Raw genomic sequence first — 26,848 nt, 5'->3', positions numbered from 1 at the left:
GGCTCGACAAGTCGGGGCCATCGTCCTACACCGGGCACCGCACAGGACATGATGCCGAAGGTGGGCGCCTTATTCGGGCGGCTTCATGTCTCCTCCTGGTTGGGTAAGTGGCGGGTTCAAACTCGGGCGGCCTCGCATAGCGGCGCCGCCGGGAGCGTTCAATCTCAGGGGACGGCCCAGGCCGCCCCGACGCCGGCCCCAAGTCCATGACGTCTCGAAGGTCCATGACGCGACGCGCCTCGATCCTCGCCTACAGCCTCGTTCTCGTGCTCGGACTGCTCGGCCTGCAGTCTTGGAGCATCGCGGTCGCGCGCGTCGAACGGCATATCATCGCCGCCATCGAGGCGCGCACGGGCCTCGTGGTGACGGAGCTCGAGCGTGCCGAGATCGCGCTGCTGCCGTTGCCGCGCATCAGCCTCTCCCATGTCGGCTTCGCCCAGCGTGACGGACAGGTCTCCGGCAAGGCGCTGCGCATCAGGGCACGGGCACGGCTGCTGCCGCTCCTGGCCGGGCGCGTCGACTTCGACAGGGTCGACCTCGTCGCGCCACAGATCGACATCGCCATTGCTACAGACAGCGACAGCCTCGCCGACTGGCTCGCGACCCCGCTGTACTATCTTCAGGCGCTGCGCGGCCAGAGCCGCATCGTCATCACCGCCGGCTCGATCTTCCTGCGGGCGGAGGGCGCGATCCGCACCATCCTGCGCGACGTCAACCTGGCGATCGACGAGCGCGAGGCGCAGGAGCCGCTGGCGGTCGCGGGCTCGCTGAGCTGGCGCGGCGTCGCGACCGAGATCAGCCTGCTCTGGCCGGTCGCCACGGGGCATGGCCGGACGACGCTCGGCGTCAATGCGCCCCTGCTCAAGCTTCAGTTCGAGGGCACGCGCAGCCAATCCCCGGAGCCCGCCACCAGCGGTCAGCTTACCTTGACCACGCCGTCGCTGCCGCAATTGCTCGGCTGGTTCGGCGACACGCCCCGGCTGGCCTCGGCGGTCGGCCCGCTCAGCCTCAGCGCCAACGCCCTGATCCGCCCGCACGACCTGGCGCTCTCCAATGTCGTCGCCCGCCTCGACGGCGACCGCCTCGACGGCGCGCTCAATCTCAGCTTCGCCGGTGGGCGCCCCTCGCTGTCGGGCACCCTGGCCGGCGCCCAGCTCGATCTCGCGCGGCTGGTCTCGCAGCTGGACATCGCCGAACCGGCCTCCCCCGCCGACGCTGCCGCCCTGCCCTTCGAGGCCTGGACGGCGCAGGACATCGACCTGCGCGTCTCGGTCGAGGCCGCACGCTTGGACGGGGCCAGGTTCGGTGACGTTGCGACCTATCTTCTGGTCAAGAAGGGGCGCTTCGAGACCGGGATCCTGCGTGCCAATGCCTATGGCGGCAGCGCCAAGGGACGCCTGCTCGCGACCGCGGCGCCGGGCGGCATCGACGTCAAGCTCGTCGCCGCGCTCGACAAGGTCAATTTCGGCCAGGCCGGCGCCGACCTGCCGCAGATCGCCCGCCTCGGCGGCATCGGCGGCCTCCAGTTCAGTCTCGACGGGCTCGGGCGCTCGCTGCCCGAAATCCTGGCATCACTCAGCGGCAAGGGCAGCATCGCCCTGCGCCAGGGCGAGCTCGGCGGCTTCGCCTTCGGCGACCTGTTGCGCCGGGCCGAGCGCAATCCGGGCCTTGCCCTGCGCGACTGGCGCCAAGGCAAGACGACCTTCGAGACCGCCAGCGCCAATGCCGTCATCGCTGGCGGCATCCTGACCATCGGCGAAGCGCAGATGGCAGGCTCCGGCTATCGGATGACCCTGATCGGAAATGCCTCGCTGCCGGAGCGCACCCTCGATATGGCCGCTTTGCTCCAGCCCGTCGCCGGCACGCTCCGGCTGCCCTTCAGCCTCAGGGGCCCGCTCGCGGCACCGACCCTCGAACTCGAAATGCAGGCGATGCTGCGGCCGACCGGCGCGACCGGCGACGCCCCGCTGCCGCTGCGCTAAGACATCGGCCCGAAAGCTGGGCCCGGTTTTCGGGAAAGCCGATGCTGCGGGCGCAGGCTTTCCCGCTTCCGTTGCCTGTCGAATTCCGCTTGGATGCGGCCAAGGCTGCTCGACGGCCGTCAGGGCCAGGAATTCGCGACAAGGACAGCGGCGATGAGACACTGGATTGCGGCCACGGCCGGCGTCGTGGGATGGATGGCGATGACGATGATCGAGACGCAGCCGGCCGCGGCCCAAGGACTCACGGGCCAGGAACTGATGGTCGAGAAGCAGGTCTTCACCCTGCAGAGCTTCACCACCCGGGGCGGCCGGACCCTGAAGAACGTCAAGGTCGGCTGGGAGAGCTACGGCACGCTGAATGCCGACAAATCCAATGCCGTCCTGATCTGCCACTTCTTCTCTGCCAATTCACACGCCGCCGGCAAATACGACGCGAAGGACGCCGCGCCCGGGTACTGGGACGCGATCATCGGCCCGGGCAAGGCGATCGACACCAACCGATACTTCGTCCTCTCCTCGGACACGCTGGTGAACCTCAACACCGGCGACCCCAAGACGACCACGACCGGCCCGGCCTCGATCGACCCCGACACGGGCAAGCCCTACGCGCTCGATTTCCCGGTCGTGACTGTCGGCGATTTCGTCAATGTCCAGAAGGCGCTGGTCGAAAGCCTCGGCATCAGGAAACTGGCGCTGGTCGCCGGTCCCTCGATGGGCTCGCTCCAGACGCTCGAATGGGCGGCAAGCCACCCCGAGATGGTGGCGAAGGCGATGCCGGTCATCGGCGCGGGTGAGGCCGATGCGCAGCTCATCGCCTGGCTCGACGTCTGGGCGGCGCCGATCCTGGTCGATCCGAACTGGAACAAGGGTGACTATTACAGCAGGACGCCCCCCAATGCTGGCCTCGCCAAGGCGCTGACCGCCGTGACGTTGCAGGCGAACCATGCCGACTGGGCCAACGCCACCTTCGGCCGCCGGGCGGCCAGGGAGGGCGAGGATCCCGCCGCCGCGCTCTCCAACCGCTTTCAGGTCCAGAGTATCCTCGACAATGCCGGCGAGGCCCGCGCCAAGGTCTCCGACGCCAACCACTTCCTCTATCTGATCAAGGCCAACCAGCTCTTCGCGGCCGGCGGCACCTCGCTCGCCGATGCCGCGACGAAGATCAAGGCGCCGGTACTGCTGATCACCCAACCGAAGGACCTCGTCTTCACCGCCGACACGGTCGACCACACCGCCGAAACTCTCCGGAAGGGCGGCGTCGACCTGACGCATGTCCTGATCCAGGGCTCGCGCGGCCATCTCGACGGGGTGATCTCGATGAAGCAGGCCGAAGGCGCGATCCGCGCTTTCCTGGAGAAGTAGGGCGAAGGCGGCGCCTCTCAGAACCCGATGTTCAGGCCCATGCGGACCATGTCGCCGCGGGTGCGGGCGCGCATCGTCGCATATTCGTCGGTGAAGAAGCCGGCGGTCTCGCCAAGCACGAGGCGCTGGGTTCCGAGGTCGTAGCGCAGATAGTCGAGCCTCAGCGACAGCATCGGACCCAGCGCATATTCGAGCCCGCCGCCGAGGGCCCAGCCGGAGGCGATCTGCGCGGTCGACCCGGCATAGGTCGGATTGGCGGTCGGCACCGGGTTGATCGCGCCGCGCTGGCCGAGATGCCCGTAGGCGTAACCGCCGGTGGCGAAGACCAGAAGATCGCCGAAGGCGATGCCGGCGCGCGCCCGCACCGTTCCCAGCGTGTCGAGTTCGGTCTGCGCCTGCGTCGTCACCTCGACGCCGAAGGGGTTGACCGTCGAGGCCTTGCGGCCGCCGACATGCATGGCGGAGAAATCCGTCTCCGCCCCCAGCACGACCGCGCCGATCTGGTAATTGAAGCCTAGCTGGCCGGAGATCGTGGCGCCCCGCCCCGAAGGCGAGAGCCGCGACGCGACATTACCGGCATCGATCGAGGTCTGGACCTCACTTGCCGGCCCGAAGCCGGCGATCCGCGTCGGCGATCTCTGGTCGGCTCCGCCGACCGAACCGCCGGCATAGAAACCGGTCCAGCGCGGTTTGGCCGGAAGCAGCGCAGGCGGCAGCTCCGGCACGACGACCGGCGCCGCGGCAGGCGGCAGCGCCTGCCTCACCGGGGCGGAGCGGGCGGGGGCGACACGGACCGGGACGACCTCGCGCGGCGTGAAATCGGCACGGCGGCTGCGCGGTGCGGGCGCCGGGCAGACCGGGCACATGGCGGCAATCCTGACCCGGTCGCGGCTGGGCGCAGCCGGCGCGAGACGCAGGGCCTCCGTCACATGAGCCGAGCCCGGATAGAGTCTGGCGAAGAGCCGGAAGGATTCGGCATCGCCGGCTCGGACCGTCTCGGCCCAGGTCGTCTCCTCCGTCCGCAGCGCGAAGCCGCGATGCAGCCGCAGCGCGCGCTCGTCATCGGGATGGGCCTCGAGCGTGGCGCGGTAGATGTCGCGCCGGTCCCAGGCGATGGCAGCGCGGTAGGCGTCGGCCGGAGCCAGGCTGCGCAAGGCAGCCGGCGTGGGCCGCAGCGTCAGCGAAGGTCCCTGCGCCGTGGCGGGCGGCGCCGGCTGCGCGCCGGGCGCGCTCGCCGGGCGCTGGAAGAAGGCAAAGTCGGTGATCAGGGAGGAGGTTTCCCAGGGAATCTGCTGGCCGCTCGTCGTGTCGTGCACAGCGAGCCGGATGCGGCGGAAAAGCTGCTCGATCGGCAGGCCGGGTTCGCGCATCTCGCGCAGGAAGGCGGTCGTGAAGGGGCTGTTGCTGCCGGTGCCGTCGGCTGCGGTGGCGCCGGGCGACGTCGAAAAGGCGACGAAGGTCCCGCTGCCGGAATCGATCCGCGCCAGCCCGGCCTCCGAGCGGATGCCCTCATTGGCGCCGTCGACGAGCTGGACGGCGAGCCCGCGCGACAATTCACGATTGGCGAAGGGATTGTTGCGGCAGGCGTCGAGCACGACGATCTTGGAAACCGCGCCGGTGCCGTCCAGCCGCCGCAGGATCTCGCTTAGCGAGAGCGACTGGGCTGGAATATCGGCCGAGCGTTCCGGCCGGATATCGACCGGCAGCAGGTAGTTCGTGCCGTCGAGCTGAACCGCATGGCCGGCATAGTAGACCAGCGCGGTCGTGCCGGTTCCGGCGCCTTGCACCCGCTCGATGAAAGTATCGAGCGCATTGCGCAGCCCCGCCAGCGTGGCGTTCGTCGCAGGAACGACGTCGAAACCGGCATCCTGCAGCACGGTGCGCGTCGCATTGGCGTCGTTCAGAGCGTTCTGGAGCGCGGGGATTGCGGTGTAGCCGCCATTGCCGATCACAAAGGCGAGCCGCTTTTGGGCCAGGGCCGGCGTCGCGCCCATGGTGAGGGCCGCAAATGCCGCGGCCATGATGGCGATCGCCACCGGCCTCCAGAATCCGATCCGCATGCTGCCTCCGCCGGCGCGATTGATTCCCCCCGAGCGAGTATCGGCAAGCCGGCACCGGGCCGGCGTCATCCAATTGACGGAGATCGAGGGAGGCTGTGGCGACAGCGTCGTGACGGTCAGGGAAAAAAGGCGACGGCGCCCCGGACACATCGCGAAGAGAGGTGCAAATATAAGGATGACCGCTTTGGGTGGAAATCGGAAACTGGCTGAGCCGCCACGGACCAGCCGGATCGCGTTAGAGGCGAAACTTGGAACGTCGCCCTGAAGCAAACGTCTCGGCAAGCCGCCGGCAACAGTTTTCTTTCATCTCATTCTCAAGCGTGTACTGGGCGGCGTAACAAAAAAAGGGCGCGCCCCATGTGAGCGAGGCTGGGCCAGTCAGGGAGGAAACGACCCACGAGGGCCGTCCCTTGCGAGGGCCAGGCAATCGCCGGGGGCTGACAGTCTCCCCGGCGTTTCTGGTTCAGGGCAGCTTCGGCCTGAGTTCCAACGGCAGTCCCCGGAGGACTTCGACGAGCACGCCTAATCTCCATGAGAAGTGACAACTTAAGTGGGCCCAAATTGACCCAAATGTGGTCCAATGATGATATTGTGAATGCAGGTGAACTACGGCAACAGTCTTTGGCATGGATGCAGCCAGATGCGCATAAGAGTTGGTTTCGCTCGGACAACTCTGACTCTGGCAACGCTTTTGAGCTCGCTGGCCACAGAAAGTCGAGCACAGGAAGTCAAGTTTCGCATAACCGCTGGTTGGACCGTTCACGAGACGTCGCCGAGGACCACGTCGCGCCAAGCGAATTTCGTGTACCTCGTGTCTTTGCGCGGCAGAACGGTGCGCGAGCTTTTGGAACGCGAGGTCGGAGAAAGCGGCTCGACCACATTCGAGCAAGAAGGCAAGTTAGGCGTAAGTGGTGACGAAATCTCGCCGACCCAATGGAAGGTGATCAACAGTTCGACCTTGGTCCGTTTGCAGGCGTGGAAATCTCATACCTTCGCCATATGGCTCAGGACGCAGGGGCCGACGTCCTGCACCGCTTCGCTCGAATGGCGGTTAAAGCCTGGTTTCACCGCTTATGAGAGCTGGGCCCCAAGACGCCGCACGATGATTCATTCCACTGAACCAAGCTGGCCGACCGCGAAATGCGAGGTCCTTTGACCCCTGTCGATGCATGAGGGTGACTGACACCGACGACGGCGCGCGCCGCCGCTAGCTTGAACGCCAATGGCTTTTCCCACAATCGCCGACCATCCTCTCGAGCGCAGCCGAGACGGTTCAATCGACGTTGTGGTGGGTCAGGTCGAGCAAGATCGCGGATCGGTCCGCGCGCCGGCTTGGTTCGATGTTTACAGCGCTTCAGGCCACCGATGACGGGCTGAGCCTGAGGGGCTGGCTGGGCGAAAAACTCTCGTAGGTTGTGCTGTGGCTAGAGTCGGGAGCGGGCATTTGCCGACACCTGCAACGGCGCGCACCCTACCCCGCCCTGACCACAGCGCCCACCCCGTCGATCACGAACTGCACCGCCAGCGCCGCCAGGATCACGCCGAGCAGCCGCGTCAGCACGATGTTGCCGGTCACGCCGAGCAGGCGGGCCATCGGCACGGCGAGCCAGAAGACGGCGAGGCACGACGCGATCACCAGCCCGCAGATCACGGCGAGCGCGGCGAGCCGCAGCGGATCGCCCTCCGCCCGCCCCGCCAGCAGGATGATCGCCGTCAGCGCACCCGGCCCCGCCATCAGCGGGATCGCCAGCGGAAAGGCCGCGACGTTGCGGATATGATCCTGAGTGATCGCGGTCGTCGCGGTCTGCTGCTTGCGCTCGCTGCGGCGCTCGAACACCATTTCGAAGGCGATCCAGAACAGCAGCAGCCCGCCGGCGATGCGGAAGGCCGGCAGCGAGACGCCGAGCGCCTTCAGCACGACATCCCCCGCCACCCCGAAGAAGGCCAGGATGCCGAAGGCGATGATGCAGGCGCGGATCGCGACCTGCCGGCGCTCCCCCACCGACATGCCCTGCGTCAGCGACAGGAAGATCGGCGCCAGCCCCGGCGGATCGAGCGTGACCAGGAGTGTCACCAGCGCGGAGGTCAGGAAATCGAGATGCATGGCGGTCAGATGCCTCCCTGTGAGCACGGGGCGGGCGCGAACCAGACCAGATCGGCGGTGACCATGAGGCGCGTTTCCTGTAGCAATGGACCGACTGACCATGGGCAGGCGGATGGGCATGATCAACGGCATCATACAGGGCACGCCGCACTGGGTCTGGCTTCTTCTCGGCTATCTCGTCTTCATCGGCGTCAAGGCGCGCCAGCCGGGCGAAGTCAGCCTGGTCAAGCTCGCCATCGTTCCCGTCTTGCTGACGGCCTGGAGCCTGCACGAACTGACGCGCCTGTTCGACCCGACGCCGGCGACGGTCGGCCTCTGGCTGCTCGGAGCGGCGGCCGGGCTCGGCCTCGGTGTCGCGCTCGTGCGCCGGCTGGCGCTGACCGTCGACCGCGCGCGCGGCGTCATCCGGCACCCCGGCGATCCGACCCTGCTGCCGCTGGTGCTGGCGACCTTCCTGGTCAAATACGGCTTCGCCGTCATGCAGTCGCTCGCCCCCGCTGCGCTCCGGACGGGCTGGACCGGCACGGCCGACCTCCTCCTCAGCGGCCTCTTCGTCGGCATCTTCCTCGGCAAGTTCGCAACCTATGCGCTGCGTTACCGCCGCGCCGGGGAGCAGGTCGCGCCCGGCTGAGACAGCCCGCGCGCCCGACATTGCGGCAGCGATGTGGCGAACGGCGGCGCCGCGCCGCTCCGAAAGCCTGCGCGGGCGCACAACCCATTGAAAACGAAACGATTTATTTCATCTGGACAGCGCCCGCTTTCGCTGGCCTCCACCGCCGGAATCGGGTAGCCAGAAGCTTGAAAACAAGCAGGAATCGGGACCCAATCCCTTGAGCGACGACACAGACGACAAGCGCCCGGACGAGCCGCATTTCGGCGGCGACATCAAGCCGATCGCCATCACCGACGAGATGAAGAAGTCCTATCTCGATTACGCCATGAGCGTGATCGTGAGCCGCGCTCTTCCCGACGTCCGCGACGGCCTGAAGCCCGTGCACCGGCGCATCTTGTTCTCGATGCACGAGAACAAGAACCTGCCCGACCGGCCCTACACGAAATGCGCCCGCATCGTCGGCGACACGATGGGTAAATACCATCCGCACGGCAATCTCGCGGTCTATGACGCGCTGGTGCGCATGGCGCAGGACTTCTCGCTGCGCCTGCCGCTGATCGACGGCCAGGGCAATTTCGGCTCGATGGACGGCGATTCACCGGCGGCCGATCGCTACACCGAGGCCAGGCTCGACAAGGCGGCCATGCCGCTGCTCGAGGATCTCGACCTCGACACCGTCAATTTCCAGCCGAACTATGACGGCAAGGAGAACGAGCCGACCGTCCTGCCGGCGCGCTATCCGAACCTGCTCGTCAACGGCGCCGGCGGCATCGCCGTCGGCATGGCGACCAACATCCCGCCGCATAACCTCGGCGAGGTCATCGACGCCTGCGTCGCGCTGATCGACAATCCCGAGATCACGATCGACGAGCTGATCGAGATCGTGCCCGGCCCCGATTTCCCGACCGGCGCCTCGATCATGGGCCGCAGCGGCATCCACGCCGCCTATCACACCGGCCGCGGCTCGGTGGTGATGCGCTCGAAGACGCATATCGAGGAGCTCCGCAAGGAGCGCGAGGCGATCATCGTCACCGAGGTTCCCTATCAGGTGAACAAGGCCTCGATGGTCGAAAAGATCGCCGACATGGTGCGCGAGAAGCGCATCGAGGGCATTTCCGACCTGCGCGACGAATCCAGCCGCGAGGGTGTGCGCGTCGTCATCGAGATCAAGCGCGATGCGCTGGCCGATGTCGTGCTCAACCAGCTCTACCGCTTCACCCAGCTGCAGACCTCCTTCGGCTGCAACTTCGTCGCGCTGACCGGCGGACGCCCCGAGGTCCTTAATCTCAAGGATTTCATCGTCGCCTTCGTCGAATTCCGCGAGGAGGTCGTCTCGCGGCGCACCCGCTTCCTGCTCAACAAGGCCCGCGAGCGCGCCCATGTGCTGTGCGGCCTGGCGACGGCGGTGGCGAATATCGACGAGGTCATCCGCCTCATCCGCACCGCGCCGACGCCCGCCGCCGCCCATGCCTCGCTGATGGAGCGCAACTGGCCGGCCGAGGACATTGCCCCGCTGATCGCGCTGGTCGATGATCCGCGCCACCCGATCAACGCAGACGGCACCTATCGCCTCTCCGATGCGCAGGCCAAGGCGATCCTCGAATTGCGCCTCGCCCGCCTGACGGCTCTCGGCCGCGACGAGATCGGTGACGAGCTGCAGAAGCTCGCGACCGAGATCGCCGATTATCTCGACATCCTGCGCTCGCGCGTCCGCATCCAGTCGATCATCAAGGACGAGCTCGCCGAGGTGAAGACCGCCTTCGCCACGCCGCGCCGCACCGTGATCCAGGATTGGGGCTCCGACCTCGACGACGAGGATTTGATCGCCCGCGAGGACATGGTCGTGACCGTGTCCCATGCCGGCTACATCAAGCGCGTGCCGCTCTCGACCTATCGGGCGCAGAAGCGCGGCGGCAAGGGCCGCTCCGGCATGGCGACCCGCGACGAGGATTTCGTCGCGCGGCTCTTCGTCGCCAACACCCATACGCCGGTGCTGTTCTTCTCGTCGCTCGGCCAGGTCTACAAGGAGAAGGTCTGGCGGCTGCCGCTGGCGGCGCCGAACGCCAAGGGCAAGGCGCTGGTCAACATGCTCCCTCTCGACAAGGGCGAGCGCATCACCACGATCATGCCGCTGCCGGAGGACGAGGAGAGCTGGGATACGCTCGACGTCATGTTCGCCACGGCATCAGGCGGTGTCAGGCGCAACAAGCTTTCGGACTTCGTCAACGTCAACCGCGCCGGCAAGATCGCGATGAAGCTCGACGAGGGCGACGCCATCGTCGACGTGCAGATCTGCACCGAGGGCAACGACGTCCTGCTGACCACAGCGCTCGGCCAGTGCATCCGCTTCGCGGTCACCGATGTGCGCGTCTTCAAGGGCCGCGACTCGACCGGCGTGCGTGGCATCAACCTGGCCAAGGACGACATCGTCATCTCGATGGCGATCCTGCACCATCTCGACGCGACGCCCGAGGAGCGCGCGACCTATCTCAAGGACGCCGCCGCCCAGCGCCGCGCCCTCACCGGCGAAGGCGAGGAGACGGCAGAGCCAGCAGCCGACGGCGAAGAGACCGCCGGCGAGGTCGAGCTCGGGGCCAAGCGCCTCGAGATGCAACTCGCCGAGCAGTTCATCCTGACGGTCTCGGAGAAGGGCTACGGCAAGCGCACTTCGTCCTTTGAGTACCGGGTCACCGGCCGCGGCGGCAAAGGCATCGTCGCCATGGTCGTCAACGATCGTAACGGCAAGCTGATCGCCTCCTTCCCGGTCGACGACCGCGACCAGATCATGCTGGTCACCGATGGCGGACAGGTCATCCGCGTGCCGGTCGATGCCGGCCCGGGCAACCGCATCCGCATCGCCGGCCGCTCGACGCAAGGCGTGACGGTGTTCAACACCGACGCCAGCGAGAAGGTCGTCTCGGTCGAGCGCATCGGTGACGAGGGCGAGAGCGAAGAAGGCGATGCCGAGGTCGAGGCCGGCCCGGCGCCGGAGGAGAACGGCGGGGAGTGATCTTCGCCGGCTGCCCCGTGCATCTCGTAAGCACGGGAACCACGACGCAGAACCCTCTCCCGTAGGGAGAGGGCAGGGTGAAGGGTCGGCCCTTCCGCCAGTTGTCTGGGAGGTAGCCGCCGTTGGCTCGCGGCTACAGTGTCCAAGGGCCGACACCTCACCCCTGCCCCTCTCACTGAACTCGGGCCTGCCCGAGTTCAGCACTCAAAGTGTCGAAGTCGGGTCTACCCGACTTCGATGCAGGAGAGGGGTTCCCCGCGCACTTCCCCGACAGCTTAAACCGTCTCCAACAACCCCTTGATCAGGGCGCGCCGCGGCGCGATCGAGGAGATCAGCGCATATTCGCTGAGCGTATGGGCGCCGTCGCCGTCGATACCGAGCCCGTCCAGCGTCGGCACGCCGAGCGCCGCGGTGAAGTTGCCGTCAGAGCCGCCGCCGGTCATGGCGCAGTCCTGCAGATCGAAGCCGATGCCGGCCGCGACCTTGCGCGCCGTCTCGAACAATTCCGCCCCGGCCGCCGATTTCTCGTAGGGCGGACGGTTCATCCCGCCGCCGACCCTGATCCTCACATCTGGATCATGCGGCGACAGGCCGAGAATCCGGCTCTCCATCGCGACGCCGTCGGCGGCGCTGGTGACGCGCAGATCGATGCTGAACCAGGCATGCTGCGGGATGACATTGGCCGCCGTGCCGCCGCCCATCAGCGCGACCGAGGTGGTGATACCGCGCGCATAGTCGGTCATGCCCTCGACCGCCAGGATCTGGTGCGCGGCCTCGCGGATGGCGCTGCGGCCCTTGGCGTGATGCGTGCCGGAATGCGCCGAACGCCCCTCCAACTTGACCTCGAAGCGCCCGACCCCCTTGCGCGCGGTGACGATCTTGCCGCCCTCGCGAGCCGGCTCCGTCACCAGCACGGCGGCGCAGCCGCGGCCGATCTCCTCGATCAGGCCGCGCGTCGTCGGCGAGCCGATCTCCTCATCCGGCGTGAACAGGAAGATCATCGGCCGCTTCGCCGTGCCCGCCAGCGCGACCTCCTTGAAAGCCTGAAGCGCCAGCCAGGCGCCGCCCTTCATGTCGTAGACGCCGGGCCCGTAGAGCCGGTCGCCCTCGACCCGTACCGGCAGATCGCGCGCGCTGGTCCCCACCGGGTGGACCGTGTCGAGATGCGACAGGATCGCGACCGCAGGCTCGCCGTTGCCGAGGCCGGCGCGCAGGACGAGGCTGTCGCCGAGACCGTCGCGTCCGGCGATGCGCTCGACCGCGATCGGCAGACCTTCGACCTCATGGGCGACGAGGTCCATCATGCCGTTGACGCCGGGGGCGTGATGGGTGGGGCTCTCCAGCGCGAGCCAGACGGAGAGGGCGGAAACGGAAGGATCGATGCTGCTCATGATGCGCGGACCTTCGCCGGGAAGCCGGGCGCGAACAAGGACGCCGGGCGGCAGAGGCGCCCTGCCCTGATGGCATGACGCGGCCGGGCGTGGGATGCCGTGGCTTGACAAGCGCGGCCCAATACTAAACCATTCGGTTAATCAAAGAGGTGCGCGGCGCCCGCAGACGCCAGGGAGAGCAGCATGGCCAAGGTGCAGAAGATCACGCCGTTCCTGTGGTTCGACCATCAGGCCGAACAGGCCGTCGCATTCTATCTCTCGGTCTTTCCCAATGCCGAGGCGGGCCCGATGCTGCGTTGCGGCGACGCAGGGCCAGGGCCGAAAGGCAGCGTCCTGACCGCGTCCTTCACGCTCGAGGGCCTCACCTTCACCGCGCTCAACGGCGGGCCGTATCACAGCTTCACCGAGGCCGTGTCCTTCGTCGTGCATTGCGCGACCCAGGCGGAGGTCGACTACTTCTGGGAAAAGCTTGGCGATGGCGGGCGCTACGACCAGTGTTCCTGGCTCAAGGACAAGTTCGGCCTGTCCTGGCAGATCGTGCCCGACCGGCTGATGGAATTGCTGGGCGATGCCGATGGCGCCAAAGCCGCCCGCGTCATGCAGGCGATGATGCAGATGACCAGGATCGACATCGCCGCGCTGGAGCGCGCGGCGGCCGGGTGAAATCCCGCCCCTAGAACGGGATGTCGTCGTCGAGATGGCTGGAGGACGAGCGCCCGCCACCGCTGCCGCCCGCCATCGCCGGCTGGCGCGAGCCGCCGCCACCGCTCGCCGGACCCGAGCGGCCGAAGGACGAGCCCGAGGAACGATCCTCCATCGATCCGCCGCCCTCGCCATACTCGTCGGAACCGCCCTGCCCGCGGCTGTCGAGGATGGTCAGCTCGCCGCGGAAGCGCTGCAGCACGATCTCGGTCGTGTACTTCTCGACGCCCGACTGATCCTGCCATTTGCGGGTCTGGAGCTGGCCCTCGACATAGATCTTCGAGCCCTTCTTCAGATATTGCTCGGCGACCTTGGCGAGGTTCTCGTTGAAGATCACGACCGAGTGCCACTCGGTGCGCTCCTTCTTCTCGCCCGACTGCTTGTCGCGCCAGGTTTCGGAGGTGGCGATGCGCAGATTGACGACCGGCTCGCCCGAGCCGAGACGCCGGACCTCAGGATCGCGGCCGAGATTGCCGACCAGAATGACCTTGTTGACGCTACCAGCCATGAGAGGCTCCATTTCCTGCGCACATCGAAAACCGGCTCGACACCGGAGCCGGACCCTACCGGCTGACCGCGCCACTATCAATGATGTTCCTGTTTTGTTCAAGGGTCATTTGCGAGGTTGTCCCCTGCTTTCGCTGCTGCCGTGGTCGCGCCTTGCGGCAGGCTCAGGGCCTGCTCTCGTCCTCGCCCCAGACCATCGCCTCGGTCAGGCCGAGTGCCGCGAACTCATCGGCCCGCAAGCTCGCCTCGCCAGCTGAGAAGAACTCGTCGAGCTGCGGCGGCGCCACCATCGTGCCGCTGAGCATGGCATGGGCCTGGCCGCGATGATGCACCTGATGCTGGAACAGGTGCAGCAGCAGCCGGTCGAGCCGCTCGCGCTGGATTCGCGCGCCACGATGCACCTCGACCACGCGGGCAAGGCCCGCCCCGCCGGCAGCCTCGACAACAGCGATCAGGCGCCGGTCCATCGCCTCCTGCGCGGCCTGCAGGGCCGGAAGCGTCGCGCAAGGCTCCCGATCGGCCCAGGCCGCCGGCCCGAGCCGGCCGCCCTCCATGGCGTCGATATAGAAGCGGTCGATGATCAGGATGTGATTGAGCGTCGCGCGCAGGCTCGGGAAGAAACCCGTACGTTTCGCCACGAATTCGTCCGGTGACAGCAAGGCGCAGGCGCTCAGCAGCCGGTGGTTGGCCCAGAGGTTGTTGCAGGCCATGGCCCGGTACGGACGCAGCTCATCCATCGTCGTGATCTCCTTGACGGAGCACGTTATCACGGCCGGCCGGACGGTTTGCGGCAGCAGCGCGCCCGGCGCTCAGGCGGCCGGTTCGACCACGCGCCGGTAGAGATGCCAGGTCGCATGGCCGAGCACGGGCATGATGACGACGAGGCCCAGAAAGCCCGGCAGCATCGCGACCACGGAGAGCGCCGCGATCGCCGCCGCGAAGCCGAGCATCGGCACGGGGCTCGCCGCCACGGCGCGCACGCTGGTGATCATCGCGGTGATGAAGTCGACCTCGCGGTCGAGCAGCAGCGGGAAGGAGACCACCGTCAGCGAGAACAGGGCCGCGGCGAGGACCGCGCCGACGAGATTGCCGACGGCGAGGAACATCAGCCCCTCCGGCGTGGTCGCGATCACGCCCAGAAAGCCGCGGAAGCTGGCGAAGGACTGGAAGCCGAGGAACAGCGCGAGCAGCAGCCGGACCTGATAGAGCCACATCATCATCACGAACAGCGTGACGAAGGCCATCCAGCTCAGTTCGCGCTTGCCCTGCGCGAAGACGACGCCGAGCACCTTGCCCCAGGCGAGCGGCTCGCCGGCCTCGCGCCGGCGCGACACCTCATACAGGCCGACCGCGACGAAAGGGCCGATCAGCGCGAAGCCCGCCGCCAGCGGATAGGCGAGATAGGGCATGCCGAAGGTGGTCAGTGACAGCAGGATCGCCAGACCGGCGACTGCATAGATGCCGCCGAAGAAAAGGCCGAAGAGAGGTGCCGCCTGGAAATCCCGCAGGCCCGCGACGAAGGCCTCGACGACATCGTGCACGGCGATGCGGCGTACCACCGGATCGGGTCGCGGCGCATCCGCCGCCTCGGGATTCGGATACGGCTCCGTCATGGCATTCCCCCGGTTGCGCCTCCGGGCCTGGCCGGCCGGGAGGTGGCATTTTGCAACCATGCTAGCGCCGGTGGCCGGCGCTCACATTGGGCGAGATCAATTGCCGCAGCGGTATCGGCCTCAGTGCAGGGCTGCGCCTTGCATCTCCGTTCCGAGCTTCGGCAGGAACCAGGCGAGCAGGCCGATCGCCGGCAGGAACGAGCAAATCCGGTAAACCGCGTCGATGCCGATCTGGTCGGCGAGCTCGCCCAGCATCGCCGCAGCCACCCCGCCGAGGCCGAAGGACAGCCCGTAGAACAGCCCGCCGACCAGCCCGATGCGGCCGGGCATCAGCTCCATCGCGTAGATCAGGATCGCGGCGAAGGCGCTCGACATGATCACGTTGATGACGATCGTCAAAACGCCGGTCCAGAACAGGTCGGCGAAGGGCAGCACCAGCGTGAAGGGCAGCGCGCCGAGGATCGAGAACCAGATGATCTTGTTGCGGCCGATCCGGTCTCCGAGCATGCCGCCGAACAGTGCACCCGCCGCCGACGAGGCGAGGAACAGGAACAGCATCACCTGCGAATACTGCACCGACACCCCGAACTTGCCCATCAGGTAGAAGGTGTAGAACGAGCTGAAGCTCTGCGAATAAGCGTTCTTCGAGAACAGCAGGATCACGAGGATCGTCACGGCGAAGGCGACCGCCGCCGTCGAACGGGCTGCACCGGCAGCCGTGGCCCCGCTCTTCTTCGCCGCCGGAGGCTGGCTGCGCTGCAACTCGGCGAAACGCCCGGCAGTCCAGGTCATCAGCATCATAGCGATTAGCGCCGCGGCCGAAAACCAGGCCAGGCTGGTCTGCCCGCGCGGCACGATGATGAACGCCGCCAGCAGCGGCCCGAGCGCCCCGCCGGTCTGGCCGCCGACCTGGAAGATGCCCTGCGCCAGACCATGACGGCCCCCCGAAGCGCTGCGCGCCATGCGCGTCGCTTCCGGGTGGAAGATGGATGAGCCGAGCCCGACGCAGCCGGCCGAAAGCAGCAGCAGCGGGTAGCTGCCGGCATAGGCCAGCCCGATCAGTCCCGCCAGCGTGAAGCCCATGCCCGCGACCATCGAATAGGGCATCGGGTTCTTGTCGGTATAGGCACCGACCAGCGGCTGAAACAGCGAGGCGGTGATCTGGAAGGTCAGCGTGATCAGCCCGATCTGGCCGAAGTCCAGCCCGTAGGCAACCTTGATGATCGGATAGATCGCCGGGATCAGCGACTGCATCATGTCGTTGAGCAGATGCGTCGCGCTGAGCGCGATCAGCACTGGCATGGCAGCGCTGCGGGATGGGCTGGCGGATGTACTGATCGTCATGTCCGGCGCTTCGCCTTGTTGTCTTTGAAAAGCCATTGGACCTTGTCGCGACGCGAGGCCAGCGACAGCGACGCAGGGGCGGCATGCGTTGTGGCACTCGCCCACGGCATGAGGGGCCTTCGCGGGCGACATGGGGTGGCCGCTCTGGTGGCTCTTGCCTGCCCGCCCGGTCTGTCGCTAAGGCCTTCGGTCTGCTGCGCTTGCGAAAGGCGCGCGCCTGAGAGGATCTTCGAGCGATGAGCGTCGCAAACGGCCGGCACATTCTCGCGATGCCGGGGCCGACCAACATTCCCGACCGCGTGCTGCAGGCGATGATGCGCCCGGCCGAGGAGCTCAGTTCGCAAGCGATCGTCGGTCTGACCGAGTCGATCCTGGTCGATCTGAAGCGCATCTTCCGCACGGAAGGCGAGACCTTCGTCTACGCCGCCAACGGCCATGGCGGCTGGGAGGCGGCGCTGACCAACGTGCTGTCGCGCGGCGACAAGGTGCTGGTGCTGGCGAGCGGCCGTTTCGCCATCGGCTGGGGCGAGATGGCGCGCTTCATCGGCGCCGACACCGAGGTCCTGGCCGGAAGCTGGCGTGCCGCCGTCGATCCCGCCGCCGTCGAGGCCAGGCTTCGCGCAGATACGACGCATTCGATCAAGGCCGTGATGGTCGTGCAGGTCGACACCGCCTCGGGCGTCGTCAACGATATCCCGGCAATCCGCCGGGCGATCGATGCCGCCGGCCACCCTGCCCTGTTCATGGTCGACGGCGTCGCCTCGGTCGGCTGCATGCCCTTCGAGATGGATCGATGGGGCATCGACGTCGCCATGTCGGCCTCGCAGAAGGGGCTGATGTCGTCGCCGGGCCTCGCCGTCGTCGCGGCCAATCCGAGGGCGCTGGCGGCCCATGTCCATGCCGACATGCGCACCGGCTACTGGGACTGGACCGGGCGAATGAACACGCTGGCCTATATGAAGCATTGCGGCACGGCGCCGGAGCATCTGCTCTTCGGCCTGCGCGCCGCCTTCGACATGATCTTCGAGGAAGGGCTGGAGGCGGTCTGGCAGCGCCACGCCGCGCTCGCCGGCGCGACCCACGCCGCCGTCGAAACCTGGGCGACCGGGCAGGTGCTGGGCTTCAGCGTACCCGAGCCGGCGCAGCGCTCGCCTTCGGTCACGACCATCCTGGTCGAGGGCGTCAACGCCGCCACGATCACCGATTTCACCCGCGACGTCTGCGGCGTCTCGCTCGGTCTCGGCATCGGCGACTACACCGGCAAGGCCTTCCGCATCGCCCATATGGGCCATTTCAGCGCGGCCACCCTGCTGGCGACGCTCGGCTCCGTCGAGATGGCCCTGCAGGCGAAGAGCATTCCGCATGGCGCGGGCGGCGTCGCGGCTGCGATCGCCAGCCTCGGCACGGCGACAGCCTGATCGCCGCCCGGGACGCGGCGCTCAGCGCCGCGTCAGCATCGTCTGCGCCATCCTGTCGAGCAGGATGGCGAGCAGCACGATCGCCATCCCGCCGACGAAGCCGAGGCCGGGATCGGCCCGCTGCAACCCCAGCAGTACGATCTCGCCCAGCCCCTTGGCGCCGATCATCGAAGCGACCACGACCATGGCAAGCGCCATCATGATCGCCTGATTCAGCCCTTGCAGGATCGCGGCCCTGGCCAGCGGCAATTCGACCAGCCACAGCGTCTGCCAGCGGCCCAACCCGAGCGCGCGCGACGCCTGCACCAGCCCGCCATCGACCGCGCGCAGGCCGAGTTCGCTCAACCGCGCGAAGGGCGGCAACGCATAGATCAGGGTCGCGACCAGCGCCGGCGCCCGGCCGAGACCCAGCACCATCGCGACCGGGATCAGATAGACGAAGCTCGGGATCGTCTGCATCAGATCATAGACCGGCGCGAGCACCCGGGAGACCCGCGGCAGCCGCGCCGCGGCGATGCCGAGCGGCAGCCCCAGCAGCACGACCATCGAAACGGCGACGACGATCAGCGCCAGCGACTGCATCGCTTCGAGCCAGACGCCGAGCAGCGCCAGCGCCAGCGGCAGCGCCGCCATCGCCGCCGCAAACAGGACCTCGCGCCGCCCCAGCCAGGCCGCGACGGCGACCAGCACGACGCCAAGCCAGACCGGGAGCTGCAGCAGCCCGGCCTCGACCAGCCGCACCGGCCCGGTCAGCAGGCCGCCGAGCCCGTCGAGTTGCTCGCCATAGCCCGTGACGAGCGCATCGACCGCGCGGTTGACGGCGCCCTGCAGCACCTTGCCGAAATCGGGCAGCCCGCTTTCGCTCACAAGCCCGCCGCAACCTTGGCGGCGATCCCGGCCGGCACCCAGCCGCGCCAGGCCTCCGGCTGCGTCTTCAGGAAGACCAGCGCCTGCTGCTCGGGCGTGACGCCCTTCTCGCGGGCCTGCGCCAGCATCTGCGAGGTCACCTCGCTGGTGGTGCCATAGCGCCGGAAGAAGGCCGCGAGCTGCGGTGCCTGCTTCTCGAAATCGGCATGGGCACCGATCACGACGCGGCTGCTCGGATAGGCCGTCGCGCGTCCCGGCACATCGCTCGCCTTGAGCTCGGTCCAGATCGCGGCATCGAAGGCGGGCTCCTCGAGCTTCACGAGATCATAGGCGCCGAGCAGCCAGCTCGGCCCCCAGTAATAGAACAGCACCGGCCGCTTTCGCTTGAGCGCCGTCTCGATCGCGGCCACCAGCGCCTCGCCCGACCCGCCGCGTATATTGGTGAAATCCGCCGCCAGCCCATAGACGGCAAGCTTCTTGGTGTTGATGCCCTCGCAGACCCAGCCGGCCACGCAATTGTAGAAGCGCCCCTTGCCGGGCTCCTCGGGATCGGCGAACAGCGCCTTGTAGCGCTTGAGATCCTCGACCGATTTCAGCTCAGGCGCCTTGGCATCGGCCCCCGAGACGAGATAGCGCGGCACGAACCAGCCTTCGCTGGCATCGGGGAAGGTCGTGCCGAGCGGCATCACGCGGCCGGCCGCCTCGGCCTTGACCCAGGCCTCGACGGGATTGGCCATCCAGATTTCCATGACGATATCGACGTCGCCACGGGCCAGTCCGTTCACCAGCGGCGCAATGGCGCCGGGCACACGCTCGACCTTGCAGCCGAAGCCGCGCTCGGCGATCGCGCTGGCGACCGCGGTATGGAAGGCAGCGGAATCATAGTCCAACCCCGCCATCTTGAGCGGACGCGGCAGTTCGCATGCCAGCGCCGGCCCGGCGAAACCGAGACAGAGCGCGAGCGCGCCGGCCCGCATCACGGCTTTGACGATCATGGCTCTCTCCCGTTGGGTTGATATCGCGGCGCGCAGCAGCCTGCCGCATGAACGCCGATCGGCGACGCTTGATCCATGACGATCCGGATCTGTGGCGATGCCTGTCCATTCCAGGGGCGTGTGTCCCCTCGGCAAGCTCGCACCATCGCCCGCCCGGCGCCATTGCCGCTCCTGCCATCCCCTGTCAGCAACACCCTGCACCGGGCCGCCCGGCGTGCCTCTTGCGTGATAGACATCGCTGCCGCCCGCCGGCCGGGCTGGCATGGCGCGGCTTTTGCCCTATCTCTACGCTTCATCCTCACCGGACGCCCCCATGGCTCGCAAAACCTCCGCCAGTGGCAAAACCCCTGTTGGCAACAAGACCTCGCTCGCCGACCAGGCCGCCTCGCTGGAGGCGATGTTCGACGAGGCGCGCAAGACGGATTCGCGCGTCATCTCGGTGCGCGGCGCCCGCGAGCACAATCTCAAGAATGTCGACCTCGCGATTCCGCGCGACAAGCTCGTGGTCTTCACCGGGCTGTCGGGCTCGGGCAAGTCGTCGCTCGCTTTCGACACGATCTATGCCGAGGGCCAGCGCCGCTATGTCGAGAGCCTCTCGGCCTATGCCCGCCAGTTCCTCGAGATGATGCAGAAGCCCGATGTCGACCAGATCGACGGGCTCTCGCCGGCGATCTCGATCGAGCAGAAGACCACGTCCAAGAACCCGCGCTCGACGGTCGGCACCGTCACCGAGATCCACGACTATATGCGCCTGCTCTGGGCCCGCGCCGGCATCCCCTATTCGCCCGCCACCGGCCTGCCGATCGAGAGCCAGACCGTCCAGCAGATGGTCGACCGGCTGGTCGAACTGCCGGAGAAGACCCGCGGCTACCTGCTCGCGCCCGTGGTGCGCGGCCGCAAGGGCGAATTCCGCAAGGAGATGGCGGACTGGCTGAAGCGCGGCTTCCAGCGCGTCAAGGTCAATGGCGAATTCGTCGAGATTCCCGACGCGCCGGCCCTCGACAAGAAGTTCAAGCACGACATCGACGTCGTCGTCGATCGCATTGTGATCCGGCCTGATTTGGGCGCCCGCCTGGCGGATTCGCTGGAGCAGGCGCTGGAACTGACCGACGGCATCGCCGTCTTCGAATATGCCGACGAGAAGGAGGAGAACGGCGAGGCCCGGCGCATTACCTTCTCCTCGAAATTCGCCTGTCCGGTCTCCGGCTTCACCATCCCCGAGATCGAGCCCAGACTCTTTTCGTTCAACAACCCCTTCGGCGCCTGCCCGGCCTGCGACGGCCTCGGCCACGAGATGCGCATTGACCCGGACATGATCGTGCCGGATAGTTCGCTCACCCTGAAGAAGGGCGCCATCGCCCCCTGGGCCAAGTCGACCTCGCCCTATTACGGCCAGACGCTGGAATCGCTGGCGAAGCATTTCGGCTTCTCGATGACGAAGCCCTGGAGCGAGCTGCCTCAAGCTGCGCGCGATGCGATCCTGTTCGGCACCGGCACTGATCCCGTCCGCATGGCCTATAATGACGGCCTGCGCGCCTATGAGGTGAGGAAGCCCTTCGAGGGCGTCATCACCAATATGGAGCGGCGCTGGAAGGAAACGGAGTCGGACTGGGCCCGCGAGGAGATCGGCCGCTTCATGTCCGAGACGCCGTGCAAGGCCTGCGACGGCTACCGCCTCAAGCCCGAGGCGCTGGCGGTCAAGATCGACATGCGCCATATCGGCGAGATTTCGCGGCTCTCGGTCAAGGATGCGCTGGCCTGGGTCTCCGCCCTGCCCGCCCGCCTGTCGAAGAAGCAGAACGAGATCGCCCCGCGCATCCTCAAGGAAATCCGCGACCGGCTGACCTTCCTGCTCGATGTCGGCCTCGAATACCTGACGCTGGCCCGCGCCTCCGGCACGCTCTCGGGCGGCGAGAGCCAGCGCATCCGCCTCGCCTCGCAGATCGGCTCCGGCCTCACCGGCGTGCTCTATGTGCTGGACGAGCCCTCGATCGGCCTGCACCAGCGCGACAATGAGCGCCTGCTCGGCACCTTGCGGAGACTACGAGACCTCGGCAACACCGTCATCGTCGTTGAGCATGACGAGGACGCGATCCTGACCGCCGACTATGTCGTCGATGTCGGCCCCGGCGCCGGCATCCATGGCGGCGAGATCGTCGCCCAGGGCACGCCGCAGCAGATCCTCGACAACCCGGATTCGCTCACCGGCAAATACCTCACCGGCGAGATGTCGGTCTCGGTGCCGGCCAAGCGCCGCAAGGCGCAGAAGGGCCGCGCCCTCAGAATCGTCGGCGCGCGCGGCAACAACCTCAAGGACGTCACGGTCGATATTCCGCTGGGGCTGTTCACCTGCATCACCGGCGTCTCGGGCGGCGGCAAGTCGACGCTGGTCATCGACACGCTCTACAAGGCGGTGGCGCGCAAGCTCAACGGCTCGATCGAGCACCCCGCCCCGCATGAGCGCATCGAGGGCATGGAGCTGCTCGACAAGGTTATCGACATCGACCAGTCGCCGATCGGCCGCACGCCGCGCTCCAACCCCGCGACCTATACCGGCGCCTTCACGCCGATCCGCGAATGGTTCGCCGGCCTGCCCGAGGCCAAGGCGCGCGGCTATCAGCCCGGCCGGTTCTCCTTCAACGTCAAGGGCGGCCGCTGCGAGGCCTGCCAGGGCGACGGCCTGCTCAAGATCGAGATGCACTTCCTGCCGGATGTCTACGTCACCTGCGACGTCTGCAAGGGCAAGCGCTACGACCGCGAAACGCTGGAGGTGAAATACCGCGACCACTCCATCGCCGACGTGCTCGACATGTCGGTCGAGGAGGCCAAGGACCTGTTCAAGGCGGTGCCCTCGATCCGCGACAAGATGGAGACGCTGCACCGCGTCGGGCTCGACTACGTCAAGGTCGGCCAGCAGGCCACGACCCTGTCAGGCGGCGAGGCCCAGCGCGTCAAGCTCTCCAAGGAGCTCTCCAAGCGCGCCACCGGCCGCACCCTCTACATCCTCGACGAGCCGACCACCGGCCTGCATTTCCACGACGTCGCCAAGCTGATGGAGGTGCTGCACGAGCTGGTCGACCAGGGCAATTCGGTGGTGGTGATCGAGCACAACCTCGAAGTGGTGAAGACCGCCGACTGGGTGATCGACATGGGCCCCGAAGGCGGCGACGGCGGCGGCGAGGTCGTGGCGCAAGGCACGCCGGAAGACATCGTCCGCATCGGCAAAGGCCACACTGCGCGGTTCTTGAAGGAGGTGCTGGAGCGCCGGCCGATCAAGAAGGAGAAGGTGCAGCGGGAGGCGGCGGAGTAGAGCTGGGTTGACATCAAGCTCCCGCCCAAAACGACGAGGTTCGCAATCGACCGGCATCCAGGTCGCAAATGGCCTGTCTTTGATCTTCAAAATACCTGTTACTAAATACGAATTGAATGCGCGCAGGAGCCGCTGAATACGTCAAGATGGCGAAGCGGGGTTGATTTAAGCGTGTCAGAATACACAATCAAATCCGCAGAATAACCCTCTTGAAGGTAATAAATCCATGCGCGTCAGCCGCGGTGTATTCAATACCGATCAGGTCAATCGTAGCAAAATGAGATTCCCTGCCTCTGAGTTGATGCGGGCTCATCAAAATCATTGGCGTGAGTGTCAAGCAAGAGGCGTGCGTAGCGGGACACCCTGTCATCTACAGCACGATATGCATCGATTAATTGGTTGGAGCTGTGAGTTGGGGCTCTACCTCGACAGTGAGATGGTGCGTGTCCTGGGACAAATTGAGGAACCAGAAAATGAGACAGAGAAGGCGCAACTCCGAACCATAGCGGAGTCTTACTGGACCGCGTTTCACCATGGTTCTGTCCCTTTACAAGCGGAAATCCTGAAGCGAGCGGAGATCGCGGAATCTTCGGGAGCACGGTCGCTTCAGCTTGAGGCGGCAGTAGTAGAAAAGCAGGGCATCGCTGCCGTGCTGTATCCTGATCTGTTTATTCCGGGGGTAGATAAGGTCGACAAAGACGGACTTGCCGATTACCGCGACCTAATAGATCGTCTGATAGAAATACAACCAGGCATTTTTCATGATCGAGATCGAGACTTATTGCTTTTCGCCCATCGCTTTTTCGACGAAGCCTATCGCACCGCAACAAGCTCAATGTAGATTTTCTGCAGACGTTTGCGCAAATTGCCGCCGCTCACCCTGGGCTTCGAATTAGATTACGGCTTGATCCAGATATCATTGGGCACCCTGACAGCGTCAAGAATATAGTTGAGCTTGAATATTGGCGTGGACCTCTATACGATGACGACATCGCCAATATCAAAAATGGTGTCGCCGAGCATAAGGCTGATGAGCGCACTCGAAAGTTTGAGGGCATTGATCGCACCCATATTTGGTGGAAATCGCCCGAGACGCGAGATGGAGATGGAGAACGCCGTATTGAATTCAGGACCTTCGAAATCGAAGAACTGATAGAAAACCCGTCAGCAGGCTTAGAAGATGATCAATTTGGCTGCAGGTATGCCCATGCGGAGTTCTCCGCCGAAGAAGACGCTATTACGCACTTCGATGGCGCCATTAGAGCCTACCCTGCGGACGACTATTTAAAGCGAATAGATGCCTCTATCGATCGGGCGGGCAAGCGTTCTGAGTACACCAAACTTTTCCGCTTGGATAACGCTTTGCCCATCAAAGATTGGAAAGAGATTCTTACAGCCTATTTCCGAGGCAACAATCTTATTCCTGAGTATTTTGGCGATTCGCCAGAAATAGATAGCTATAGAAAACAAGAATCCGATCAAAACGACATAGAGGAAATCAAATCAGATTCTCCAGATATTGCAGCGCTCGTCACTCTTTCAGAAGGCGAACTGAGCGGGCCGCCAATTCAATTTTTCTTGGGTCCATTTTTTGAAATGGGCGGATACCAAGTTTACTACCTCGAAGTAGGCGTCGGTCAAGTGGCCCAACGCCTTCGCGAAATGTTTGACTTGAGCACCGTACCAACGACGGGCTTTCAGGACGGGGTACTAAATCTTCCCCGTATTGCCTTCGTGCCGGATGGCGACCTCAAGACAACCTTCGACGGATTTGTCACCGCCTTAGCCGACGCTTTGTCTGCCGATATTGAGACGGGAATAACCCAGCGCGCTGCGGTACCTGTCACGTGGGAAGACGATGGAATGCTAGTAACCCTCGCGGTCGCTGGCAAAGCCGATAAAGTTGCCGCCGTGTTAAAGCGTTTACTTACCGTAATCGATCCGCGGCGGCCTCCATCAGAGTGGATTGAAGCGCTGTCAGACATGATAAAAGCAATAGCGCCAAAGCAGCCGAGCGAGATCATGTGGGATGGCGTGAGCCGGGGCATCTTGGAGATCAAAAGATTTGGGGAGGTCGAACAACAAATGCAGCTTCCCAACGATCTCATTCGAAAACTGCGCGAAGCCGGCGTAATTTCTGATGACGTTTCTATTGGCGCGGACGGACCCGCCTAAGAGGGGAGCGTCCATGGAGGGTGCCATGACCAGGAACACGCACGACGTCTTCGACCAGCCGTCCTTTTGAGGTCACGAGCAAGCGTCGCAAATCCTATCCGTCCGAGACGCGCGTGAAGCGCGGTGTTCGCGTCGTCCACGGCGATGTCGAACTGCACGAAAAGCTCGGCCGCAGCGATCTCTGCGTCTGCGGCTCCGGGCGCAGATTTCAAGACGTGCTGCATGCCGGGCGGCCGCTTCGACGGCTCCGACCGGGACGACTACTTTCAGGGAGTGATGCCTCCCCTCCCCGGTAAAGCGCGGGGAACCCCTCTCCTGTAAGGAGAGGGGCAGGGGTGAGGTGTCGGCCCCTGGACACCGTGGCCGTGACCTGCCCGCAGCCGTGGGCATCACCGCGCCCTCAACGGAGAACGGCCGACACCTCTCCCTGCCCTCTCCTTACAGGAGAGGGTTCCCCGCGTTGCCCGCGCCTCGTCGGGAGGTGGAGAACTTATCCCCGCCGCCCAAACCTCCCCCATAATCCCCTCGCCCATCACCCAAACGGGGCGGCCATCCGGAGGTGTGCCATTGGTCGGGTGAAGGGTCGGCGCCTGCGGCTGGTCTCACACGCCAGTCCCGGGAGGCTTCGGGGCACCGCCCTGGGGACACTACGGTCCCTGTGCGAGGAGCTCGCTGGAACGGTCGGCGGCGACAACGCCGGTGCCGGGTTCGACGCGACGAGGCGATGAGCCGAACTGGCGTCACATGGACCCAAGGGTGCCGGTCGGCAACCGACCCGATAAGCGCGGCCCGAGGCCCAAAATCGCCGAAGGCGGAGCGCCACGGGGCGTGCGACGGGTGGCTCAATCCCGCCGCGCCGCGTCCGGGCTCAACGGATGCGGATTTCTTTCGCGCCTCGCGGCGCTCCGCCAGCCCCGTCCTGCTGCCCTTGCACCCGCCGCGCACCCGCGCGGGCGGATCTTCGGCGCGCCCGCCGAGTGCAGGCGGGTGGCGCCTCAGCCATCGGAGCCCGCCATGCCGAAACGCCGGAACCGCTTCGCCGACCTGCCGCCGATCACCGATTTCGCGAGCTGCCAAAGGGTGCGGCCGATGCTGCTGCACCGTGTCGGAGATATCCTCGAGGTCTGGCGCGGCTGCGACAACAGCGCCTGCACCCGCGCAAGGAGCTGCCGGCGCAGCGACGGGGCCTGCCTCACCGCCTTCATGCAGGCGCTGCCGGACGAGGACCGCCGCCTGTTCCGCTATGCGCTGGAAAACCGCAAGGCCGGCCTCGAGCCCGGCGAAGCCTTCGCCCGGGCGCAGGCGCGCGTCGAAGACGAGATCGCCCGCTTCGGCGAATGAGCGCCGAGATGGGCGCCGCCCGCGCACCCGGCTGCCGCCACGACCTGCGCCCCA

Annotated in this window: 20 protein-coding genes; 11 read left to right on the top strand and 9 right to left on the bottom strand. The window is 66.1% G+C overall.

What is annotated here, in order from left to right; translation table 11 throughout:
* The first annotated feature begins 224 nt into the window (after positions 1 to 224).
* Positions 225 to 1,982 (top strand): AsmA family protein, encoded by a 1,758-nt coding sequence (locus tag C8D03_RS21190; protein ID WP_181301151.1) that lies wholly within the window; start codon positions 225 to 227, stop codon positions 1,980 to 1,982.
* 153 nt (positions 1,983 to 2,135) lie between these two features.
* Entirely contained in the window at positions 2,136 to 3,344 is a 1,209-nt protein-coding gene (locus tag C8D03_RS21185; protein ID WP_248308559.1) for an E22 family MetX-like putative esterase, read from the top strand.
* A gap of 17 nt (positions 3,345 to 3,361) precedes the next feature.
* Here C8D03_RS21185 and C8D03_RS21180 read toward each other — a convergent pair whose 3' ends face one another.
* Positions 3,362 to 5,404, bottom strand: a complete 2,043-nt coding sequence (locus C8D03_RS21180; RefSeq protein ID WP_181301149.1) for a caspase family protein — start codon at positions 5,402 to 5,404, stop codon at positions 3,362 to 3,364.
* Positions 5,405 to 5,999: 595 nt separating this feature from the next.
* On the opposite strand from C8D03_RS21180, the gene C8D03_RS26255 reads away from it, so the two are divergent.
* Positions 6,000 to 6,560, top strand: a complete 561-nt coding sequence (locus tag C8D03_RS26255) for a hypothetical protein (protein ID WP_146170251.1) — start codon at positions 6,000 to 6,002, stop codon at positions 6,558 to 6,560.
* 315 nt (positions 6,561 to 6,875) lie between these two features.
* Here the strand turns inward: C8D03_RS26255 and C8D03_RS21175 are convergent, their stop codons facing one another.
* A complete protein-coding gene (locus C8D03_RS21175) occupies positions 6,876 to 7,508 on the bottom strand; it encodes a MarC family protein (protein ID WP_108049419.1) in 633 nt (210 codons plus the stop codon).
* A 118-nt stretch (positions 7,509 to 7,626) separates the two neighbouring features.
* Here C8D03_RS21175 and C8D03_RS21170 point away from each other — a divergent pair, with 118 nt between their 5' ends.
* Complete coding sequence (locus C8D03_RS21170) at positions 7,627 to 8,139, top strand: DUF6622 family protein (protein ID WP_146170250.1); 513 nt, start codon at positions 7,627 to 7,629, stop codon at positions 8,137 to 8,139.
* A gap of 280 nt (positions 8,140 to 8,419) precedes the next feature.
* Positions 8,420 to 11,131 (top strand): DNA gyrase subunit A, encoded by a 2,712-nt coding sequence (gene gyrA, locus C8D03_RS21165; protein ID WP_108051868.1) that lies wholly within the window; start codon positions 8,420 to 8,422, stop codon positions 11,129 to 11,131.
* A 275-nt stretch (positions 11,132 to 11,406) separates the two neighbouring features.
* Here the strand turns inward: gyrA and C8D03_RS21160 are convergent, their stop codons facing one another.
* Entirely contained in the window at positions 11,407 to 12,522 is a 1,116-nt protein-coding gene (locus C8D03_RS21160) for a M20 family metallopeptidase (RefSeq protein WP_108049415.1), read from the bottom strand.
* 192 nt (positions 12,523 to 12,714) lie between these two features.
* Here C8D03_RS21160 and C8D03_RS21155 point away from each other — a divergent pair, with 192 nt between their 5' ends.
* Positions 12,715 to 13,185, top strand: coding sequence for a VOC family protein (locus C8D03_RS21155; protein ID WP_108051867.1), 471 nt, complete (start codon positions 12,715 to 12,717; stop codon positions 13,183 to 13,185).
* Between the two features lie 10 nt (positions 13,186 to 13,195).
* Here the strand turns inward: C8D03_RS21155 and ssb are convergent, their stop codons facing one another.
* The 4 genes from ssb to C8D03_RS21135 form a co-directional block, all read right to left on the bottom strand.
* On the bottom strand, positions 13,196 to 13,732 hold the full coding sequence (gene ssb / locus C8D03_RS21150) for a single-stranded DNA-binding protein (RefSeq protein ID WP_108051866.1): 537 nt from the start codon (positions 13,730 to 13,732) through the stop codon (positions 13,196 to 13,198).
* A gap of 163 nt (positions 13,733 to 13,895) precedes the next feature.
* Positions 13,896 to 14,468, bottom strand: coding sequence for a DinB family protein (locus C8D03_RS21145; protein WP_108049413.1), 573 nt, complete (start codon positions 14,466 to 14,468; stop codon positions 13,896 to 13,898).
* 72 nt (positions 14,469 to 14,540) lie between these two features.
* Positions 14,541 to 15,344 (bottom strand): DUF2189 domain-containing protein, encoded by an 804-nt coding sequence (locus C8D03_RS21140; protein WP_108049411.1) that lies wholly within the window; start codon positions 15,342 to 15,344, stop codon positions 14,541 to 14,543.
* 120 nt (positions 15,345 to 15,464) lie between these two features.
* Positions 15,465 to 16,688: an MFS transporter gene (locus C8D03_RS21135; RefSeq protein WP_108049409.1), complete on the bottom strand. Its 1,224-nt coding sequence runs from the start codon at positions 16,686 to 16,688 to the stop codon at positions 15,465 to 15,467.
* Positions 16,689 to 16,924: 236 nt separating this feature from the next.
* Between C8D03_RS21135 and C8D03_RS21130 the strand changes: the two genes are divergently transcribed.
* Positions 16,925 to 18,106 carry a pyridoxal-phosphate-dependent aminotransferase family protein gene (locus C8D03_RS21130; protein WP_108049407.1) on the top strand — a complete coding sequence of 394 codons (1,182 nt, stop codon included), beginning with the start codon at positions 16,925 to 16,927 and terminating at the stop codon, positions 18,104 to 18,106.
* A gap of 21 nt (positions 18,107 to 18,127) precedes the next feature.
* Here C8D03_RS21130 and C8D03_RS21125 read toward each other — a convergent pair whose 3' ends face one another.
* Positions 18,128 to 18,973, bottom strand: a complete 846-nt coding sequence (locus C8D03_RS21125) for an ABC transporter permease (protein WP_210203949.1) — start codon at positions 18,971 to 18,973, stop codon at positions 18,128 to 18,130.
* Positions 18,970 to 19,968 (bottom strand): ABC transporter substrate-binding protein, encoded by a 999-nt coding sequence (locus tag C8D03_RS21120; RefSeq protein WP_108049404.1) that lies wholly within the window; start codon positions 19,966 to 19,968, stop codon positions 18,970 to 18,972. The genes C8D03_RS21125 and C8D03_RS21120 overlap by 4 nt, the downstream gene beginning before the upstream one ends.
* A gap of 397 nt (positions 19,969 to 20,365) precedes the next feature.
* Between C8D03_RS21120 and uvrA the strand changes: the two genes are divergently transcribed.
* The 4 genes from uvrA to C8D03_RS21100 all read left to right on the top strand — a co-directional run bounded on the left by uvrA (position 20,366) and on the right by C8D03_RS21100 (position 26,794).
* Positions 20,366 to 23,278 carry an excinuclease ABC subunit UvrA gene (gene uvrA / locus C8D03_RS21115; RefSeq protein WP_248308719.1) on the top strand — a complete coding sequence of 971 codons (2,913 nt, stop codon included), beginning with the start codon at positions 20,366 to 20,368 and terminating at the stop codon, positions 23,276 to 23,278.
* A 226-nt stretch (positions 23,279 to 23,504) separates the two neighbouring features.
* Positions 23,505 to 24,119: a hypothetical protein gene (locus C8D03_RS26250; RefSeq protein WP_146170249.1), complete on the top strand. Its 615-nt coding sequence runs from the start codon at positions 23,505 to 23,507 to the stop codon at positions 24,117 to 24,119.
* 521 nt (positions 24,120 to 24,640) lie between these two features.
* Positions 24,641 to 25,453, top strand: a complete 813-nt coding sequence (locus tag C8D03_RS21110) for a hypothetical protein (protein ID WP_146170248.1) — start codon at positions 24,641 to 24,643, stop codon at positions 25,451 to 25,453.
* 1,014 nt (positions 25,454 to 26,467) lie between these two features.
* The gene (locus C8D03_RS21100; RefSeq protein WP_108049398.1) at positions 26,468 to 26,794 is read left to right on the top strand and encodes a hypothetical protein; all 327 of its coding nucleotides are present in this window, start codon (positions 26,468 to 26,470) and stop codon (positions 26,792 to 26,794) included.
* The last annotated feature ends 54 nt before the right edge of the window (positions 26,795 to 26,848 follow it).

Origin of the sequence: Bosea sp. 124 (assembly GCF_003046175.1) — a bacterium.
Taxonomy (GTDB): domain Bacteria; phylum Pseudomonadota; class Alphaproteobacteria; order Rhizobiales; family Beijerinckiaceae; genus Allobosea.
This window is presented reverse-complemented; position numbering and strand designations above follow the sequence as displayed.